The organism is Sphingomonas flavida (assembly GCF_036663655.1).
GTDB lineage: Bacteria > Pseudomonadota > Alphaproteobacteria > Sphingomonadales > Sphingomonadaceae > Sphingomonas.
In genome coordinates this window covers 86,855-103,883 of sequence record NZ_JAXOJH010000006.1, presented here as the reverse complement: position 1 = coordinate 103,883, position 17,029 = coordinate 86,855, and the positions used below count along the sequence as shown (strand labels likewise).

Annotated in this window: 19 protein-coding genes; 8 read left to right on the top strand and 11 right to left on the bottom strand. The window is 67.2% G+C overall.

Annotated features, from left to right (window positions below; genetic code table 11):
* Positions 1-132: 132 nt before the first annotated feature.
* The 4 genes from U1703_RS08880 (at position 133) to U1703_RS08865 (ending at position 3,208) form a co-directional block, all read left to right on the top strand.
* Positions 133-417 (top strand): CsbD family protein, encoded by a 285-nt coding sequence (locus tag U1703_RS08880; protein WP_320453056.1) that lies wholly within the window; start codon positions 133-135, stop codon positions 415-417.
* 242 nt (positions 418-659) lie between these two features.
* Entirely contained in the window at positions 660-1,592 is a 933-nt protein-coding gene (locus U1703_RS08875) for an alpha/beta hydrolase (RefSeq protein WP_332785395.1), read from the top strand.
* Positions 1,593-1,679: 87 nt separating this feature from the next.
* Complete coding sequence (locus U1703_RS08870) at positions 1,680-2,261, top strand: LOG family protein (protein ID WP_332785394.1); 582 nt, start codon at positions 1,680-1,682, stop codon at positions 2,259-2,261.
* Positions 2,258-3,208 (top strand): phytoene/squalene synthase family protein, encoded by a 951-nt coding sequence (locus U1703_RS08865; protein WP_332785393.1) that lies wholly within the window; start codon positions 2,258-2,260, stop codon positions 3,206-3,208. Before U1703_RS08870 ends, U1703_RS08865 begins: the two co-directional genes overlap by 4 nt.
* Positions 3,209-3,264: 56 nt before the next feature.
* Here U1703_RS08865 and U1703_RS08860 read toward each other — a convergent pair whose 3' ends face one another.
* A complete protein-coding gene (locus U1703_RS08860) occupies positions 3,265-3,495 on the bottom strand; it encodes a hypothetical protein (RefSeq protein WP_332785392.1) in 231 nt (76 codons plus the stop codon).
* A gap of 143 nt (positions 3,496-3,638) precedes the next feature.
* Here U1703_RS08860 and U1703_RS08855 point away from each other — a divergent pair, with 143 nt between their 5' ends.
* Positions 3,639-5,465 (top strand): ABCB family ABC transporter ATP-binding protein/permease, encoded by a 1,827-nt coding sequence (locus U1703_RS08855; RefSeq protein ID WP_332785391.1) that lies wholly within the window; start codon positions 3,639-3,641, stop codon positions 5,463-5,465.
* 32 nt (positions 5,466-5,497) lie between these two features.
* Here the strand turns inward: U1703_RS08855 and U1703_RS08850 are convergent, their stop codons facing one another.
* The 7 genes from U1703_RS08850 to U1703_RS08820 all read right to left on the bottom strand — a co-directional run bounded on the left by U1703_RS08850 (position 5,498) and on the right by U1703_RS08820 (position 12,423).
* Positions 5,498-6,403, bottom strand: a complete 906-nt coding sequence (locus tag U1703_RS08850; RefSeq protein ID WP_332785390.1) for a hypothetical protein — start codon at positions 6,401-6,403, stop codon at positions 5,498-5,500.
* 74 nt (positions 6,404-6,477) lie between these two features.
* Positions 6,478-7,434 (bottom strand): alpha/beta hydrolase, encoded by a 957-nt coding sequence (locus U1703_RS08845; protein WP_332785389.1) that lies wholly within the window; start codon positions 7,432-7,434, stop codon positions 6,478-6,480.
* Positions 7,435-7,457: 23 nt separating this feature from the next.
* Positions 7,458-8,114: an SdpI family protein gene (locus U1703_RS08840; protein ID WP_332785388.1), complete on the bottom strand. Its 657-nt coding sequence runs from the start codon at positions 8,112-8,114 to the stop codon at positions 7,458-7,460.
* Positions 8,096-8,392, bottom strand: coding sequence for an ArsR/SmtB family transcription factor (locus U1703_RS08835; protein ID WP_332785387.1), 297 nt, complete (start codon positions 8,390-8,392; stop codon positions 8,096-8,098). Before U1703_RS08835 ends, U1703_RS08840 begins: the two co-directional genes overlap by 19 nt.
* A 318-nt stretch (positions 8,393-8,710) precedes the next feature.
* Positions 8,711-10,186 (bottom strand): phytoene desaturase, encoded by a 1,476-nt coding sequence (locus tag U1703_RS08830; RefSeq protein ID WP_332785386.1) that lies wholly within the window; start codon positions 10,184-10,186, stop codon positions 8,711-8,713.
* A complete protein-coding gene (gene crtY / locus U1703_RS08825; protein ID WP_332785385.1) occupies positions 10,183-11,355 on the bottom strand; it encodes a lycopene beta-cyclase CrtY in 1,173 nt (390 codons plus the stop codon). The genes U1703_RS08830 and crtY overlap by 4 nt, the downstream gene beginning before the upstream one ends.
* Positions 11,356-11,403: 48 nt before the next feature.
* Complete coding sequence (locus tag U1703_RS08820) at positions 11,404-12,423, bottom strand: NHL repeat-containing protein (protein WP_332785384.1); 1,020 nt, start codon at positions 12,421-12,423, stop codon at positions 11,404-11,406.
* A 157-nt stretch (positions 12,424-12,580) separates the two neighbouring features.
* On the opposite strand from U1703_RS08820, the gene U1703_RS08815 reads away from it, so the two are divergent.
* Together U1703_RS08815 and U1703_RS08810 are read left to right on the top strand one after the other, a co-directional pair.
* Positions 12,581-13,012 carry a protein tyrosine phosphatase family protein gene (locus U1703_RS08815; protein WP_320453069.1) on the top strand — a complete coding sequence of 144 codons (432 nt, stop codon included), beginning with the start codon at positions 12,581-12,583 and terminating at the stop codon, positions 13,010-13,012.
* On the top strand, positions 13,009-13,425 hold the full coding sequence (locus U1703_RS08810) for a hypothetical protein (RefSeq protein WP_332785383.1): 417 nt from the start codon (positions 13,009-13,011) through the stop codon (positions 13,423-13,425). The genes U1703_RS08815 and U1703_RS08810 overlap by 4 nt, the downstream gene beginning before the upstream one ends.
* Before the next feature lie 126 nt (positions 13,426-13,551).
* On the opposite strand, the gene U1703_RS08805 is transcribed toward U1703_RS08810, so the two are convergent.
* The 3 genes from U1703_RS08805 to U1703_RS08795 are packed head-to-tail and all read right to left on the bottom strand — an operon-like array spanning position 13,552 to position 16,301.
* Positions 13,552-14,796 (bottom strand): class I SAM-dependent methyltransferase, encoded by a 1,245-nt coding sequence (locus U1703_RS08805; protein ID WP_332785382.1) that lies wholly within the window; start codon positions 14,794-14,796, stop codon positions 13,552-13,554.
* Between the two features lie 18 nt (positions 14,797-14,814).
* Positions 14,815-15,558, bottom strand: coding sequence for a molybdopterin-dependent oxidoreductase (locus U1703_RS08800; protein ID WP_332785381.1), 744 nt, complete (start codon positions 15,556-15,558; stop codon positions 14,815-14,817).
* Positions 15,555-16,301: a cytochrome b/b6 domain-containing protein gene (locus U1703_RS08795; protein WP_332785380.1), complete on the bottom strand. Its 747-nt coding sequence runs from the start codon at positions 16,299-16,301 to the stop codon at positions 15,555-15,557. Before U1703_RS08795 ends, U1703_RS08800 begins: the two co-directional genes overlap by 4 nt.
* Before the next feature lie 25 nt (positions 16,302-16,326).
* Between U1703_RS08795 and U1703_RS08790 the strand changes: the two genes are divergently transcribed.
* Entirely contained in the window at positions 16,327-16,947 is a 621-nt protein-coding gene (locus tag U1703_RS08790; protein ID WP_320453074.1) for a flavin reductase family protein, read from the top strand.
* Positions 16,948-17,029 lie beyond the last annotated feature (82 nt).

Sequence of the window (17,029 nt, the reverse complement as noted above, 5' to 3'; positions counted from 1 at the left end):
TTCGAGCGTTTGAAGACGCGGCCGACCGGGCAGGAAGCGCCGGGCGTCGATAGTATGACGATACCTGGAAACATCCGCCCTCTCCGGGGGTTCTGAACCTCCGTATTCCGAAACCGAAAGAGGAGATGTTCCATGAACACCGACACGATGAATGGTGCGGCCACCGACTTCGGCGGCAAGGTGAAGCAGGGCATGGGCGCGATGCTGGGCGACAAGACCATGGAAGCCGAGGGCAAGGGCGAGCAGCTGGGCGGCAAGGCGCAAAAGGCGTTCGGCGATGCCAAGACCAGCGTCGACCAGTCGGTTCGTCCGCTGCTGGACCAGGCGCGTCAGTTCGTGAAGGATCGCCCCTTCGCCTCGGCGGCGCTGGGTGGTGTACTGGGCCTCGCGATCCTGAACACGCTGCGCGGCAAGTAAGCCGGGCTACCAGCGTCCGAAAGGGGCGGTGCGGCGGGTCCGCGCCGCCCTTTTTCCATGGGCGACGCCATGAGATAAATTCCGATCTGCCCCGATAACGCATGATTTGTCGATGTCGTCACCGGCCGATAGCAAAGCCTCCGGCGATGCGGCCGGAGGGGCCGTATCACGGCGCGGGAGATACGGAAGTGACGCGGTTTGGATGGATCGCCCCTTTTCTCATGATCGGTTTCGCCGGGAACATGCCCGGTCAGGTCGAAAAGCCGGTCGCGGTGCCCAAGGTGGAGCGCGAGGGCGTGTGGCAGCCGACCGACGGCGGCACGCAGATACCGCTCTGGGCCGCCGATGTGCCGCTGGCCAAGCCCGACAGCGGCGATCATCCCGAGGCAACGGGCAACGGTTCCCCCTTGGTCGGTGGCCGGAAGTGGCATTGGGCAAGTTACGTCACGCGTCCGACGATGACCCTTTATCGTCCTCGCGGGCGAAACACCGGGACGGCGATGCTCGTCATACCGGGAGGGGGCTTCTATGCCGTGGCAACCGATCTGGAAGGCACCGAAATCTGCGACTGGGTGGTTCGTCAGGGGATGACCTGCGCCATGCTGAAGTACCGGACGCCGCAAGTCTGGCCGAGGGTCGATGGGCGGCAGCAGCGGCCCGGGATATTGCTCGGCCTGGAAGATGCCCAGCGCGCCATGGGATTGCTGCGCGAACGCGCCTCCGCTTATGGTATCGATCCGCACCGGATCGGCGCGATCGGTTTTTCGGCCGGAGCCTATCTCGTCGCGAACATGAGCAACACGGATGCGCGCACCTATCCGCTGCGGGACGCTGCCGACCGGCTGTCGCCGCGCCCCGACTTCGCGATCGTCGCCTATACCGCGCGGATGCTGGACGACAGCAAGGGGCGGAACAGCCTGGAGTTGAGGCCCTGGGTGAAGATCAGCCCCAAGGCGCCGCCGACGCTTATCATCCATGCGATGAACGACCCCACCGACAATATCCGCCAGCCCATGGCCTATGCGCTGGCGTTGAACGATGCGGGGGTGCCGGTCGACATGCGCCTTTATGCCAAGGGAGGCCATGCGTTCGGAATGCGGCCGAACAATGCTCCGGTCACGCGGGAATGGCCGGGGCAGGCCGTGCAGTGGCTGCGCGATACCGGGATGCTATAGGCAAAGGTCACGGCGCGACGCGGGGTGTCGTTCGACAGGCCGCAACCCCGCTTGCCCCACCCGGCCCCATGGCCTAGCGCTTGCCGCATGAAGCGATTGGCCATTTACTGCGGGTCGGCGACCCCCTCCGACCCCCAATATATCGAGACTGCGCGTGCCGTCGGGCGCGGGCTGGCGGAGCGGGGAATCGGCGTCGTCTATGGCGGCGGGCGGCTGGGCCTGATGGGCGCGGTGGCGGATGCGGCGCTGGAGGCCGGTGGCGAGGTGATCGGCATCATCCCGCAGGCGCTGGTCGATGCCGAGGTCGCGCACCGCGGCCTGACCGAACTGCATGTCGTGCCGGGCATGCACGAACGCAAAAAGGCGTTCACCGACCTGTCCGACGGGTTCATCACCATCGCGGGCGGCACCGGCACCATGGACGAGCTGTGGGAGGCGTTGAGCTGGGCGCAGCTGGGCTATCATGCCGATCCGGTCGGGCTGCTCAACACCGGCGGCTATTACGATCATCTCGTCGCCTTCTGGGACAAGATGGGCGAGGTCGGTTTCCTGCGGCCGCAGCACCGTGAGCTGCTGATCGTCGATAGCACGCTCGACGGCCTGCTCGACCGGATGGGCGCGCATGTGCCGACCCAGCCGATCGTGCGCATGAACGCGGACGACCTGTGAGCGACACCGCCGTCCCGACCGAGCGCGATGTGCTGGTGGCGGCGGCGCGGGCCTCGATCGCCAAGGGCTCGAAGAGCTTTGCGGCGGCCAGCCTGTTGTTCGATCCCGAGACGCGCGCGCGCGCCTGGCTGCTCTATGCCTGGTGCCGTCGCTGCGATGATATCGCCGATGGCCAGGATCATGGCCATGGCATGACGCGGGTGGCCGATGCGCCCGCGCGGCTGATCGAGCTGACCGAAAAGACCGAGAAGGCGCTGGCTGGGCAGGTGGTCGGCGATCCGGCCTTCGATGCGCTGCGCGTCGTGGTGGCGGAGACCGGGATGCCGCATCGCTGGCCCCGCGACCTGATCGCGGGCTTCGCGCTGGATACCGAGGACTGGCGGCCGGAGACCGAGGAGGATCTCTATCGCTATTGCTATCATGTCGCGGGTGTCGTCGGCTGCATGATGGCGGTGACGATGGGCGTGTCACCCGATGACGAGGCCACGCTCGACCGCGCCTGTGACCTGGGCATGGCGTTTCAGCTGGCCAATATCGCCCGCGACATCGCCGAGGATGCGGGCGCGGGGCGGCATTATCTGCCGCGCCAGTGGCTGGCCTATAAGAGCATCGCGCCCGATGCGATCATGGCGCCCTCGCACCGGCCGGGGCTGAGCGCGCTGGCGCGGCGGTTAACCGACCGCGCGGCGATGTTCGAGGCGAGCGCGCGGATGGGGACGCCCGCTCTGTCCTATCGATCGGCCTGGGCGGTGCTGTCGGCGGCGGCGATCTACGGCGCGATTGGGCGCAAGGTCGCACGGCGCGGGCGAGGGGCCTGGGACGTGCGGGCGGGGACCGGCAAGCTGGAAAAACTGGGCTTCATGACGCGGGCGAGCATCCAGGCGGCGCGGCGGGGGAAGATGCGGATCGAACCGCGTGATCCGACGCTATGGACCCGGCCGCGGTAAGCTCGGGCCTCTGTCCAGCCTGAGCGAAGTCGAAGTGCACACCCGAAGATTGCCCCTCAACCCTTGAGCGGCTTGCGCTCTGCCTTGGCCATCTGCGCGCCCATCCGGCGGCAGTCGGCACCGATTACCGGATAGGGCACGTCGGTGTTCGCGGCGATGCGGTTGGCAAGGTCGGCGCGGCATTGTGCCATCGTCTGGTAACGGGCGGGGACCATGCGCGTCTCGGTGCAATCGATGCTGCCGTCGCCGCAGCCCAAGATCGCCATCACGTAGAAAATCGGTTCCATCTAACCGCCTCCAGTTGAAGGTGAAACGTGGCCATGCGCCAGGTTGTTCCGGGCTTCGGATGGCCGTCCGCAGGGCCTCTTGCCTTTTGCGTTGGTCAAGTTCCCATTGAAGTTGACCGCGCTTCGTCCGACATGGGGGACACATGCCCCCTATCGACCCCACCGCCGGTTCGCCCGATCGGCCGCTGATCCCGACGCTCCGGCGCTTTCTTCCCTATCTCTGGCCCGCCGGGGAGCCCGCGCTGCGGGTGCGGATCGTCGGCGCGATGGCGCTGGTCGTCCTGTCGAAGCTCGTCCAAGTGCTGGGTGCGGCCTATACGTTCAAATATGCGGTCGACCGGATGGCGGGGGGCGACCGGGGCGCGCTGACCCTCGTGATACTGCTGGTCGTCGGTTATGCAGGCGCGCGGTTCGCGACGACGCTGTTCGACAACCTGCGCAACGCGGTGTTCGAGATGGTCGGGCAGGACGCGACCCGGCGGCTGTCGGCGGACGTGTTCCGCCACCTGCACCGCCTGTCGCTGCGCTTCCATCTCGAGCGGCGGACGGGCGCGGTCACCAAGGTGGTCGAGCGCGGGACCAAGAGCATCGACACGATGCTGTATTTCCTCCTGTTCAACATCGCGCCGACGGTGCTGGAACTGGCGCTGGTGCTGACCATCTTCGGGCGCAGTTTCGGGCCCGTCCTGGTCGTCACGACGATGGTGATGGTCGTCCTGTACATCGGCTTCACCCGCAAGGTGACCGACTGGCGCAATGCGCTGCGCACGCAGATGAACGACCTGGATACCGGCGCGGTCGCCCATGCGGTCGACTCGCTGCTGAATTTCGAGACGGTGAAATATTTCAACGCCGAGGAGCGTGAGGCCCGGCGCTACGAAAACGGCGTCGCCGCCTATGCGCGGGCCGCCACCAAGTCGGAAAACTCGCTCGCCTGGCTGAACGTCGGGCAGGCGCTGATCACCAGCCTGATGCTGGGTTTCGCCATGGCCTGGGTCGTGCGCGAATGGAGCAAGGGTGCGGCATCGGCGGGTGACGTGGTACTGGTGTCGACGCTGTTGTCGCAGTTGTTCCGGCCGCTCGACCTGCTCGGCATGGTGTACCGCACCATCCGTCAGGGGGTGATCGACATGGGGGCGATGTTCGATCTGATCGACACGCCCGCCGAGGTCGTCGACGCCCCCGGCGCGCCAGCTTTGCGCGTGACCGGCGGGAATGTCCGGTTCGACCATGTCGTGTTCGGCTACGACCCCGATCGGACCATCCTGAAGGGGCTGAGCCTCGACATTCCGGCGGGCACGACCTGCGCGGTGGTGGGGTCCTCGGGGGCGGGCAAGTCCACGCTCGCGCGGCTGCTCTATCGCTTCTACGAGGCGAAGGAGGGCGCGATCACCATCGACGGACAGCCGATCGCGGCCGTCACCCAGGACAGCTTGCGCGCGGCGATCGGTATCGTGCCGCAGGACACGGTGCTGTTCAACGAGACGATCGGCTACAACATCGCCTATGGTCGCGAGGGCGCCGACCAGAGCGATGTCGAGCGGGCCGCGAAGGGCGCGGCGATCGCCGATTTCATCGAACGCCAGCCGCAGGGTTATGCGACGCGGGTCGGCGAGCGCGGGTTGAAGCTGTCGGGTGGCGAGAAGCAGCGGGTGGCGATCGCCCGCACCCTGCTGAAGAATCCGCCGATCCTGATCCTGGACGAAGCGACCAGCGCGCTCGACAGCCGGACCGAGGCGGATATCCTGGCGACGTTGCAGGCGATCGAGCGGGGCCGCACCACGCTGGTCATCGCGCACCGCTTGTCGACGATCGTCCATGCCGACCAGATCGTGGTGCTCGACGACGGACAGGTGGCCGAGCGCGGCACGCATGGCGAATTGCTGGCGAGGGGCGGCCTGTACGCCGAGATGTGGGCGCGCCAGGCCGCCGAGGTCGAAGCCGCGGACGAGGATGCGGTGCTGGCGTGATGCGCTCCTCCCCTGGGAGGGGAGGAACGCCGTTACAGGCAGCTCAACCGCACCTGCCTGGCGGGCTTGTCGAAGGTGATCGACGAGCAGCGGCGAAGCTGGTCCGCGCCGATCGACAGCCAGTCCTTCTTCGGATCATGCTTGCCCTTGCCGGTCACCACCACCTCGTCCGGGTCGCCCGGCGCGTCGGCATCGGCGATGGTCGCGGTGCTGCCGAAGTCGACGGTGCGCACGTTGAGTTCGGTCATCACGAACGGACCGATCGCGACCGGCGTCTGCAACACCAGTTTGCGCAGCGGGCGCGCGATGCCGAAGGCCACCTCCTGCTGGGTCGTCGCGCCGGTCAACTGGCCGCGATAGGCGCGCGCCAGCCGTACCGCGCCGCCCGCATTGGTGCTGCTCTGCGCGTCATGGGGATCGAGCATCACGCGCATGGGCTCGCCCTCGATCGGAACGACGACATAGCGTGAACCCCAGTCGCCGAACAGGCCGCCGCCGCCGACCATTGGCAGGGTGGTGATGCGCTCGCCCGGCTGGGGATCGCGCAGGTAGAAGCGAACGACCGGATCGGGAAGGCTGGCCGGGCCGAAGACACCGTCGAAACCCGGCGCGAAGGGACGGTCGGCAAAGGCGATGCGCCGCTTATAGGGTGCGCCGGTGCCTGCCTGGATCTGCGCCACGGCCGTCTTGCCGTCGATCCGGGTGGGGCCGACCCTGAACTCGACCTCGATCATGCCCGGCTTCATGCCCGCCGCCTCGGCAAAACTGTTGGTGATGATAGGAATCCCCGGCGCGGCCGGATCGATCCGAACCGTGCGCGCGGTGCCGTTGATCGACAGCGTCGCCTTGCCGTCCGGCGCGATCTCCCGCTCGGCCGGGGGCGTCGTCGCGGCCGTGAGCGTGGCCAGCAACAGGCAGGCGAAGGAACGGCGCATCATGATCTCTCCCGGTGTCGTGACGACCGGGTAACAATCATCGGCAATCATGTCGGGATCATGACCGATCCGGTCTATTACCGATTCGGATGTTTCTCGATGAATTCCGCCACCGCGCTGACGACGCCCGGTGCGATCGGCAGGTTGGGGTCGGCATAGGTCGCCAGATTGGCACCCCGGCTGTCACCCTCCACGACCTTCAGCACATGGCTGACCCCGGGCAGCAGGACGAGCGTCGCCCTGGGCTGACCGGCCTTCAGTTTCTGGGCGTCCTCGACCGTCACCTGCAGGTCGGCCTCGCCCTGCACGATCAGCATCGGCTTGGTGACGGCGGCGGCCAGCCTAGCCGGGTTCTTGGCAAAGGCGTTGATGAGGAAGGGCTGGACCGGATCGGCGAACAGCATCGGCAGCGGCGGGGTCAGCCCGGTGCCCGGAAAGGTGCGCCCGGCCTCCAGCGAGTCGATCGCGCGGTCGGCCTCGGCCAGCAGCGGCGCATTGGCGGGATTGGCGTGGAGCTGCGCGCGGATCACCTCGCCCAACGGCCGGCCGGGGGCGGAGACGGTGATGACGCCGCACAACCCATCGGCGCTGGCGGCGGCGGTGGTCAGCGCGACCGTCCCGCCCTCGCTATGGCCCAGCAACCACACGCAGCGCGCGCCGGTCTTGGCGCGGATCGCGGTGATCCAGCTGCGCGCATCGGCGGCATAATCGTCGATCGTCACCTTGTTGGGATCGGGCACCGCCCCGGCGCTGGCGAACATGCCGCGCTTGTCGATCCGCACGCTGGCGATGCCCCTGGCGGCCAGTCCCTCGGCCAGCAACCGGAGCGTGGCCGCCTTCAGGCCGCGCGGATTGTTGCCGTCGCGGTCGGTCGGGCCGGATCCGGGGATCATCAGCACGACCGGCACCTGTGCGCCCTCCGGTCCGGTCCAACTGCCCTTCAGCAGGCCCTGGGGGCCGGGCGCGGATATATCGCGGTCGGCCATCGGCGTGGCGGCGGCGAGCAGGGCGGCGAACAGCGTCATCAACGGCATGGAAATCCCCCTTCGAACCCGACTCAGCGCGGATGCCTGGCCCGCCAGTGCATGTAGGAAAACAGGAACGGCACGACCGCCGCCGTCAGGATCGCGGACAGCACCATGCCGGTCTTCGCATCGTCGCCGATGGGCAGCAGCGTGCCGAGGATGACGACGAGCCCCGCGCCGACGAACAGCCATCCGCCCAGCCGATGCGTCGCGATCCAGTTGTCTGTATCCATGATCGCCCAGGGCGTGCGGATGCCGATGAAGAAGCCCGGTCGCGACTTGGGAAGCGTATTGCCGATCGCGATCAGGAACAGCCCCATCGCGACCGGAATCAGGGTGGCGGAGGGCGTCCAGCCCAGGGCGGGCCCCGCGACCATCGCCTCCACCCCGACGAACAGCGCCAGGCACCCGGCCCAGACGGTACGCAGCAACGGCGCACTGCCTGCCAGATTTTCCTGCAACGGCTCGATCCGGGGTGTCGCCGCCAGGATCGCGGAGACGCCGATGGTCAGGGCGACGGGAAGGAACAGCGCATAGCCCGCTTCGCCGAACCGATCGGCCTGACCGGCGGCGTTCCAATGAATCGGCAGCATCGCCCCCGGCGGCAGCTTGCCGAGCGCGATGGCGGAGACCAGCGCCATGCCGCCCGACACCAGGGCGGAGGCGACGATCAGCGGACGGAACGACATGACATGCCCTCCTTCTCCTCGCCGACGCCGAGCCGGGTCATGAATCCCATGACCACCTGTTCGAGCATCGACAGGTTGAGCGTGTAGATGATCGTCGTGCCCTGCGGCTCGGCCTGGATCAGCCCGGCGGCCTTCAGCTTGGCGAAATGCGCGGACATGGTCGGGCGCGACACGTCGAAGGCATCCGCAATGGCCCCCGCCGACAGGCCCCCGCCGCGCAACATCTCCAGAATGGCACGGCGCGTGGGGTGGGCGAGGGCTTCGAACACCGGGTCCATGACCGGTATTTAGCATGATGGCTAATTAGTGGGAAGGCTAAATTGGCGCTGGTTACACTCGTCCCACCTTCCGTTCAGCCTGAGCGAAGTCGAAGGCCACGCCCCCCGATCACGACTAGGTGTGAGGAGAGGTCATGCCTTGGCCTTCGACTTCGCTCAGGCGGAACGGATGGTGGGAGTATTGGTCCGCTCGATGCCGTGAACCAAAGGGTCGGTTATTCCTCCCCTGTAAGGGGAGGTGGCAGGCCGCAGGCCTGACGGAAGGGCGTCCCCGTTCGCGAGGACAATCCACCCTCGCAAAACACGACACCCTTGGCCTTAACGCCGCTCCAGCATCAACCCGGCGGTCGCCTTGGCGCTACCGACCACGCCCGGAATACCCGCGCCGGGATGCGTGCCCGCCCCGACGAAATACAGGTTCGGGATCGAATCGTCGCGGTTGTGGACCCGGAAATAGGCGCTCTGGGTCAGGATCGGCTCCAGCGAGAAGGCCGAGCCCATATGTGCGTTCAGGTCCGTCGCGAAGTCCGACGGCGCGTAATGGAACTTGGTCACGATCCGCTCGTGGATATCCGGGATCAGGCGACGACCCACCTCGTCCAGGATACGCTTTTCCAGGATCGGGCCGACCTCGTCCCAGTTCATCGGGAACTTGCCCATGTGCGGCACCGGGGCCAGCGCATAGAAGGTCGAGTGTCCCTCGGGCGCAAGGCTCGGATCGGTGACGGTCGGGTGGTGGAGATAGAGCGAGAAGTCCTCCGACAGCACGCCGGTGTCGTAGATGTCGCTCAACAGACCCTTATAGCGCGGGCCGAACAGGATCATGTGGTGCGGGATGCCCGGCCATGCGCCCTTGATGCCGAAGTGCACGACGAACAGCGACGGCGAGTAACGCTTGCGCTCCAGCCGGTTGACCGTTCGCCGGGCCGATCGGTTGTCGGACAGCAGGTCGCGGTAACTGTGCATGATGTCGGCATTGGTCGCGACCGCATCCGCCTGGATGGTCAGGCCGCTCTTGGTGACGACGCCGGTCGCACGGTCGCCCAGCGTTTCGATGCGCGTCACCGGATCGCCCAGGCGGATCACGCCGCCGATCCGCTCGAACTGCGCGACGAGCCCCGCCACCAGGCGGTTGGTGCCGCCGCGCGCGAACCAGACGCCGCCGTCACGCTCCAGCTTGTGGATCAGGGCGTAGATCGCGCTGGTCGTCATCGGATTGCCGCCGACGAGCAGCGTGTGGAAGGACAGCGCCTCGCGCAGCTTCTCCGACTTCACGAATTTCGACACCATGGCGTAGACCGAATTCCACGCCTGGTATTTCGCCAGCGCCGGCGCCGCCTTGATCATCGAGGCGAAGTCGAGAAACGCGACATGGCCCAGCTTCTCATAGCCTTCGCGGTACACGCCCTCGGCATAGTCCAGGAACTTGCCGTACCCGGCGATATCGTCGGGGTTCAGCTTGGCGATCTCGGCGCGCAGCTGGGTGTCGTCGTTGCTATAGTCGAAATTGGTGCCGTCGACCCAGTTCAACCGGTAGAAGGGGTGGACCGGATCGAGCTGCACATCCTCCGACATCGACCGGCCGGTCAGCGCCCAGAGTTCCTCCAGGCAGGCCGGATCGGTGATGACGGTGGGTCCAGCATCGAAGGTGAAACCGTCGCGTTCCCAATAATAGGCGCGCCCGCCCGGCTTGTCCCGCGCCTCGACGATGGTCGTCTGCACGCCCGCCGATTGCAGGCGGATGGCCAGCGCGAGTCCGCCGAAACCCGATCCGATGACGACCGCGCTCTTCATGCACGGCCTCCCGACTGGCTTCGCAGCGCCGCGATGGCGCGAAGGATCGGCACCGGTGGCCGTCCGGTCAAAACTCGTGCCTTGTCGGCCATGGTCGATTGCCCCGCATAGAAACGCCCGATCAGGTCGGGCGACAGACGATAGAAACGCTCGAGAACGCGGTATCGCTCATCGGGCTCTGCCGCCTTGAACAACATCGTGTCGAGCATACGGTAAAAGCCGCGTGCGTCCCAGGCGTCGCGCGCCATGCGATAGGTCGCGTCATGCAGGTCGACGCCTGCGAAATCGCGCCGCTCGGCCAGCATCGCGGCCATCCGGATCGCATCGGGCAGCGAATAGCCGGTGGTCGGATGGAACAGCCCCGCGCGCATCCCGGCCTTGGGTGTCCGCGCGCCTCCGCTCCGCCAGTAACCGTCGAAATCGCCGCCCATCGCGACCGGCAGGACGCCCGCTTCCTCGCGCAGCACCTCGGCGGTGGTCCAGCCGCGGCTGTCGGCATAACGCTCGATCCGCTGGACGATGGCGCGGCGATTCAGCTCGGCGGACGTCGAGTAATAGGTATCCTCGACGAAGATCCGGTCATCGGTGAAGGGCAGGGTATAGACGAAGCGATAGCCGTCCAGCTGCTTGACGGTGGCGTCCATCACCACCGGGCGCGGCGTGCCGTGCGGCCGTTCGAGGCGCAGTTCCTGCCCGACGAACTTCTGCCAGCCGCACGACAGGAAGGACAGATCGCCAGCCCCGCGCGCGTCGATCACGCCGGTCGCCTCGACCCGGTCGCCATCGGCGAAGACGGCGGCGGTCGCCGACACGGCCAGCACCTTGCGACCCAGGATCAGCGCCTCCGGGGGCAGGGCGCGCCGGACCTCGGTGTCGAGGCGATGGCTCTCGATCGAGTAATAGGTCTGGTTCAGCGTGCGCGAATGCGCCGGGAAGGCGACGTCGTAGTCGCGCCAGGCATGGGCGACCAGCCGCTCGACGATCCAGCGATCACGCTTGGCGACGTCGCTGCCGAAAAAGGACCAGAGGTGGTTGCCGCCGATCGTCTCGGCCCCATCGACCAGACGCACGTCGAGCGAGGGGTGACGCGCCTTCAGCGCAAGCGCGATCAGGCCACCGGCAAGGCCCGCGCCAATGATCGCGACGTCGCAGGAGATTTTGGCAGCCATCGGTCCACCGCTACCGGAAAGCGGGGCCAAGGCAAAGGCCTGGTGCCATTACAGAAGGACCGCGGTGTCGGGCGCGTCGCCCGTCGCGAAACCGCCGGTGACCTTCCACGCCGCCAGGTCGATGATGGCGATCCGGTTGGTCTCCAGCGCGGCATAGAGGATCGACCCTCCGGCGGGTAGGTTCAGCCCCGGTGCGGCGGCGGGCAGCGGCAGGCGTGCTTCCTCGGCCAGGGTGGTCGGCGAATGGCGGGTCAGGCTTTTGTCGGCGGTGTTGGACACGATCAGGCGACCATCGGCCTGCACCACCACCCGCACCGCTTCGCCGCGCAGCGTGGTGCGCGCGCGGGGGCGCAGTGTCGCTGCGTCGAGCGCGTGGAGCACCCCCGCCGGGCGGTCGATGACATACAGGGTGCGCTCGTCGGGGCTCAGCGCCAGCCCTTCGGGCGCGGTGCCGATATGCTGCTTGACGGGGGCGAAGCTGGCGTCGTCGGGATCGATCATGATGACCAGGCCGCTCATCGTGTCGGCGACGAAGGCGCGACTGCCGTCCGCCTTCACCACGAAATAATGGCTGCGTGCGCCGCCGACCGGGATCATCCGGTCCGGCCCCTCGGCGGTGGCGGGGGTGTCGAAGCGGGCGAGGCGGCTGTCGCTCTCGGACAGCGCATACAGGCGGCCCTTCGCGTCCAGTCGCATCCCGTGCCAGCGGCGATGCGGCGACAGGTCGATGGTGCGTGCCAGCTTGCGCGTCGCCAGGTCGATGACCCAGAGCTGATGCCCGCCATCGCCGCCGAACTGCCAGCCCTTGACCCCATAGCCGCCGACATAGGCGAAGCGGCCAGCCGAGTCGGCGACCATCTCGTGCGGCTGCGACCCCAGCGTAACACTGCCGAGCAGACGCCCGTCGGGCACGCTGTAGAAGGCGACGCGCCCCGCCCCCTTTTCCACCACGGCCAGTTCGCGGGCGGGTGTCGCGGCCTGTGCACGCCGCCAGGCAAGCGGCAGTGTCGAGGCAAGCCCGAGGACGGCCAGGCCCCAAAGACCCTGACGGCGGTCGATCAGCGACATGGGGCGGCTCCTTTGAACGATGCTTCGCAAGCCAGACGAGGGGAGGGCCCGGATGTTCCGTGCGGGGGTGGAGCCATGCGCGGGTTGATGCGTCTTTTGTGAAGAACCGGTTGCGCCACCCGTTGCGGTGAAACGGCCCATTGAATAGGTGAGCTGCATGATCCGCCCACTCAACGAAAGCGTCGCCGTCGCTCCCCAAATCCTCCCCGAGGATGTCGCCGCGATCAAGGCGGCGGGATATACCGCGATCGTCAACAACCGTCCCGATGGCGAAGAGCCGGGCCAGCCGACCGGCGATGCGATTCGCGCCGCCGCCGAGGACCATGGCCTGGCCTATACCGCGATCCCGGTGACGCCGGGCGGGTTCAGCCACGAGATGGTCGACCAGATGACCCAGGCGCTGGTCGAGGCCAAGGGGCCGGTGCTCGCCTATTGTCGGTCGGGCACGCGCAGCTGCAACCTGTGGGCGCTGGCGGCAGCGAAGGCCGGGCGCAACCCGACGCTGATCGTCATGCAGGCCGAAGCGGCGGGATACGACCTGTCCGGCCTGCGCCCCACGCTGGAAACGCTGGCGGACGCGGCCGGATGACCCTGCCCCTCGGCGGCTTGTTGTCGGGCGCCACGGCGGGCTGGGCACTGGCCGGGCTGGGCGCCGGTGTCGTCCTTTGCGGGGGCGGCATCATGTGGCTGTTCCGCCGTGGTCGCGACCGGCGCGTCGGCTCGCCCGAGGATGTGGCGGCGGCGGCCGAGGCTGCGCTGGCGGGCTTTGCCGTGACCGGTGCCGTGGTCGGCGCGGACGGGCAGGGTGCGCTGGCGGTGGCGCAGGACGGGCGCGTCGCGGCGGTCAAGCTGCACGGACGGCGGCTGGTGGTGCAGGAACTGCCCTGGACCCGCGTCCGCGCGACCGCCGAGGGCATCATCGCCGAGACGGGCGGTCGCCTGGGCCCGGTGACGCTGGCCGGGGTGGATGTGCTGGATATAAGGCGACTGGCACCGCGCTAAATCTTTCCTCCCCTGGCAGGGGAGGTGGCAGGCGTCAGCCTGACGGAGGGGTGTCCCCCCTCTAGATTGCGGGATACCCCTCCACCAGCTTCGCTGGTCCCCCTCCCCTTACGGGGAGGAATAGGATCAGCCGTCCCGCAGCGCGCGTTCGCCCTCGTACATGTAATCGCGCGTGACCGGCACCGACAGGCGCCCACGCGTCAGCTGCACCTGATAGTTGCACAGCCCGCCATTGCGGAACGCCGCGCCCGCGCCCGCCAGATAGAACAGCCACATGCGATAGAAGCGCTCGTCGTACAGCTCGATGATGCGGTCCCTGGCCGCCACCGTCCGGTCGTACCAGATGTCGAGCGTCCAGCCATAATGGCAGCGCAGCACCTCGACATCGGTCAGGAACATGCGCAGGCCCTCTTGCGCACGGACGATCTCGGACAGGGCCGGGTTGTAGCCGCCGGGGAAGATATACTTGGTCGTCCAGTCGTCGGTGACGCCCGGCCCGTTCAGCCGCCCGATCGTGTGGAGCAGCATGACGCCGTCCTCGGTGAGGAGGTCGCGGCACTTGCGGAAGAAGGTGCGATATTGCGGCGGCCCGACATGCTCGAACATGCCGACCGACACGATGCGGTCGAATCGCCCGCCGAACGCCTCGGGGGTGACGCGGCGATAGTCGATCAGCTCGAACTTCACCTTGTCCGCCACGCCCAGTGCCTCGGCCCGCGCCCGCGCGACCTTCAGCTGTTCCTCGGACAGGGTGACGCCCAGCACCTCGGCACCGCATTTCTGGTGCAGGTACAGCGCCATGCCGCCCCAGCCACAACCGATGTCGAGCACCCGCATCCCCGGCGCGATCGCCAGCTTGGCGGCGATATGCGCCTTCTTGTCGCGTTGCGCCCGCTCCAGATCGTTCTGCGGATCGGTGAAGTAGGCGCAGCTATATTGCTTGTCGGTGTCGAGGAAGAGTTCGTAGAGCGTGGCCGACAGGTCGTAATGGTGCGCGACGTTCTTCTTCGACCGCCGCTCCATGTTGATCCGGTCGATCCGGTGCTTGATCGCGCCCGCCGCCCGGACGAACCGCGAGGGATTCAGGTTCGCGCGGCCCGCCTCCCATTTGTCGTTGGCGGTCAGCAGTTCGACGAGGTCGCGGACATCGCCCTTCTCGACGACCAGGCGGCCGTCCATGAAGGATTCGCCCGCCGCCAGTGCCGGGTTGCGCACGATCTGCCCGGCGACTTGGCGGTCGGTAAATCGGATCGCGACATCGGGATAGCCCGGTTCGGGCGTGCCGAACTCGCGGACGGTGCCGTCATGATGGGTGAGGGACAGGCGGCCCTTGCGGACCGCGCGCGACAGAAAGAGATCGATCAGCGCCATATGGCACCGACTAGTGTCTTAAATCCCCGCATACCAGTCATAATCGACATGGTCTTCCCAATAGCCGCCCTTGCCCAAACCTATGTTGGTCAGACTCTCGACCGCATCGATCCGCATCAGGTATTTGGCGTGCTTGTACCCCAGCTGCCGCTCGACCCGCAGGCGAAGCGGCGCGCCGTGGCCGACGTCCAGCATCCGTCCGTTCATCCCCCAGGCCAGGATCGTCTGGGGATGGAAGGCATCGATCAGGTCGAGCGATTCGTAATAGGGCTGTCCGCCATACAGGTCGGCGCAGGTGAACACGATATAGCGTGCGCGGGTGCTGATATCGGCGGCCTTCAGGATATTGCCCAGCATCGGCCCCATCCATTCGCCGATCGCGCTCCACCCCTCGACGCAGTCATGGCGGGTGATCTGGCGACGCGCGGGAAACTCGCCGATCTGTTTCAGCGACAGGGACAGCGGCTTGCCGACCAGCCCGCCGACCGCCAGCCGCCAATCCTCGAACCGGTTGGCGAGCATGGCGGCATATTGCGGCGTGCCGGGATTGCGGGTGCCGTTGGTGCGGAAATAGGGCGACATCTGGTCGCGGCGATATTCGGGGGCCAGCGCGCCACGATCCATCAGCGCGCGTTGCAGGCCCTTGTGCATGTCCTCGCCCGCGAACAGGATCTTGCGCGCGGTCGGCTGCTCGATGATCTTGTCACAGCCCGCCAGGAGCAGCCCCGCTCCGCCGGTGAGAATCGTACGACGCCGGATCATTCGGGCACCCTCCAGCGGCCGGTTATCATGGAACGCAATTCGTTGAGCGGCCCCGCCAGGATGACGAGGACGAGGTGGACGATCAGGAACAGCGCCAGCGCGGTCGCGGTGATGAAGTGGATCGAGCGCGCCGACTGCCGCCCGCCCAGCACGTCCAGCACCCAGGGCCAGGCCGCGTTCATGCCCGGCGACAGCGCGATGCCGGTCAGGATGGCCAGCGGCAGAGCGACGAACAGGACCCCGGCATAGCTCAGCTTCTGGAACAGGTTATAGGCGCGCGGATCCCGTGGATCGTGGAAGCGAAAGGCCAGATGTCGCCGAAAATCCGCCCAGATCGCCGCCGGGCGCAGCTCGTGGCCCCGGATGCGCAGGTCGCGCTGGAAATGCCGGCTGATGAGGCCGCCGATCATATAGGCGAGCAGGCCGAAGCCCAGCACCAGCGCGAAGAACAGGTGCCAGCGCCGCGAGATCGCCAGATTGTACCGCGCCGGGATGGTCAGCCAGGCCGGAAAATGCGGCAGCGTCAGCCAGGCCGGATCGAAATTGGCACCGTACCGCCCCCAATAGAGCCTGGGATGCGCGTTGGAGATGCCCAACCCCGAGCCCAGCAGGATCAGCACCGCCACCGCATTGACCCAGTGCCAGATTCGTGTCCCCCATCCATGGCGACGGATGACCGTGCCCGGCGTTTCCGGTGAGCCTGGCGGGGCCCTTTCCGGCTCGGTCGGCGTTCCCGCTTCCATTCCAACTCCCTTTCGGTGACCATCCATGATCGACAACTGGCATTTCTACGAACCCGTCAACGGTCATGGGCTGGCGCATGATCCCTTGAACGCGATTGTCGCGCCGCGCCCGATCGGCTGGATCGGCAGCCGGTCGGGCGCGGGCGTCAACAATCTGGCACCTTACAGCTTTTTCAACGTCTTCAACTATCGCCCGCCGCTGATCGGCTTTTCGTCGCAGGGGTGGAAGGATTCGGTCGCCAATATCGCCGAAACCCGGATGTTCACTTGGAACCTCGCCACCATGACGCTAGCCGACGCGATGAACGCCAGCGCGGCGGCGGTCGATGCGCAGGTGGACGAGTTCGGCCTGGCGGGCGTGACGGCCGTGGACGGGCAGCTGGTGGCGGCACCCCGTGTCGCGGAAAGCCCGGTCTCCTTCGAATGTCGCCTGACCCAGCTGATCCGGCTGGAGACGAAGGAGGGGCGTGAACTCGACCAGTGGCTGGTGATCGGCGAGGCGGTGGGCATCCACATCGCGGCCGACCTGATCGACAATGGCGTCTATCAGACGGCACGGGCGCGCCCGATCCTGCGCGGTGGCGGCCCGGCCGATTATTTCGAGGTGACCGAGGCGGCCCGGTTCGAGATGCGACGACCCGATTGAGCGATACGATGCGGGGATGGAACGAATTCCCCGCCAGGACGATCCTTCTCCATCTGTCGGGTACGCGATGACGCATAGGGCC

Excerpts from the sequence above, each read along its gene's own strand:
- U1703_RS08880 (WP_320453056.1), top strand. The coding sequence starts at position 133 with ATGAACACCGACACGATGAATGGTGCGGCCACCGACTTCGGCGGCAAG.
- U1703_RS08875 (WP_332785395.1), top strand. The coding sequence starts at position 660 with ATGCCCGGTCAGGTCGAAAAGCCGGTCGCGGTGCCCAAGGTGGAGCGC.
- U1703_RS08870 (WP_332785394.1), top strand. The coding sequence starts at position 1,680 with ATGAAGCGATTGGCCATTTACTGCGGGTCGGCGACCCCCTCCGACCCC.
- U1703_RS08860 (WP_332785392.1), bottom strand. The coding sequence starts at position 3,495 with ATGGAACCGATTTTCTACGTGATGGCGATCTTGGGCTGCGGCGACGGC.
- U1703_RS08855 (WP_332785391.1), top strand. The coding sequence starts at position 3,639 with ATGCCCCCTATCGACCCCACCGCCGGTTCGCCCGATCGGCCGCTGATC.
- U1703_RS08850 (WP_332785390.1), bottom strand. The coding sequence starts at position 6,403 with ATGATGCGCCGTTCCTTCGCCTGCCTGTTGCTGGCCACGCTCACGGCC.
- U1703_RS08845 (WP_332785389.1), bottom strand. The coding sequence starts at position 7,434 with ATGCCGTTGATGACGCTGTTCGCCGCCCTGCTCGCCGCCGCCACGCCG.
- U1703_RS08840 (WP_332785388.1), bottom strand. The coding sequence starts at position 8,114 with ATGTCGTTCCGTCCGCTGATCGTCGCCTCCGCCCTGGTGTCGGGCGGC.
- U1703_RS08835 (WP_332785387.1), bottom strand. The coding sequence starts at position 8,392 with ATGGACCCGGTGTTCGAAGCCCTCGCCCACCCCACGCGCCGTGCCATT.
- U1703_RS08830 (WP_332785386.1), bottom strand. The coding sequence starts at position 10,186 with ATGAAGAGCGCGGTCGTCATCGGATCGGGTTTCGGCGGACTCGCGCTG.
- crtY (WP_332785385.1), bottom strand. The coding sequence starts at position 11,355 with ATGGCTGCCAAAATCTCCTGCGACGTCGCGATCATTGGCGCGGGCCTT.
- U1703_RS08820 (WP_332785384.1), bottom strand. The coding sequence starts at position 12,423 with ATGTCGCTGATCGACCGCCGTCAGGGTCTTTGGGGCCTGGCCGTCCTC.
- U1703_RS08815 (WP_320453069.1), top strand. The coding sequence starts at position 12,581 with ATGATCCGCCCACTCAACGAAAGCGTCGCCGTCGCTCCCCAAATCCTC.
- U1703_RS08810 (WP_332785383.1), top strand. The coding sequence starts at position 13,009 with ATGACCCTGCCCCTCGGCGGCTTGTTGTCGGGCGCCACGGCGGGCTGG.
- U1703_RS08805 (WP_332785382.1), bottom strand. The coding sequence starts at position 14,796 with ATGGCGCTGATCGATCTCTTTCTGTCGCGCGCGGTCCGCAAGGGCCGC.
- U1703_RS08800 (WP_332785381.1), bottom strand. The coding sequence starts at position 15,558 with ATGATCCGGCGTCGTACGATTCTCACCGGCGGAGCGGGGCTGCTCCTG.
- U1703_RS08795 (WP_332785380.1), bottom strand. The coding sequence starts at position 16,301 with ATGGAAGCGGGAACGCCGACCGAGCCGGAAAGGGCCCCGCCAGGCTCA.
- U1703_RS08790 (WP_320453074.1), top strand. The coding sequence starts at position 16,327 with ATGATCGACAACTGGCATTTCTACGAACCCGTCAACGGTCATGGGCTG.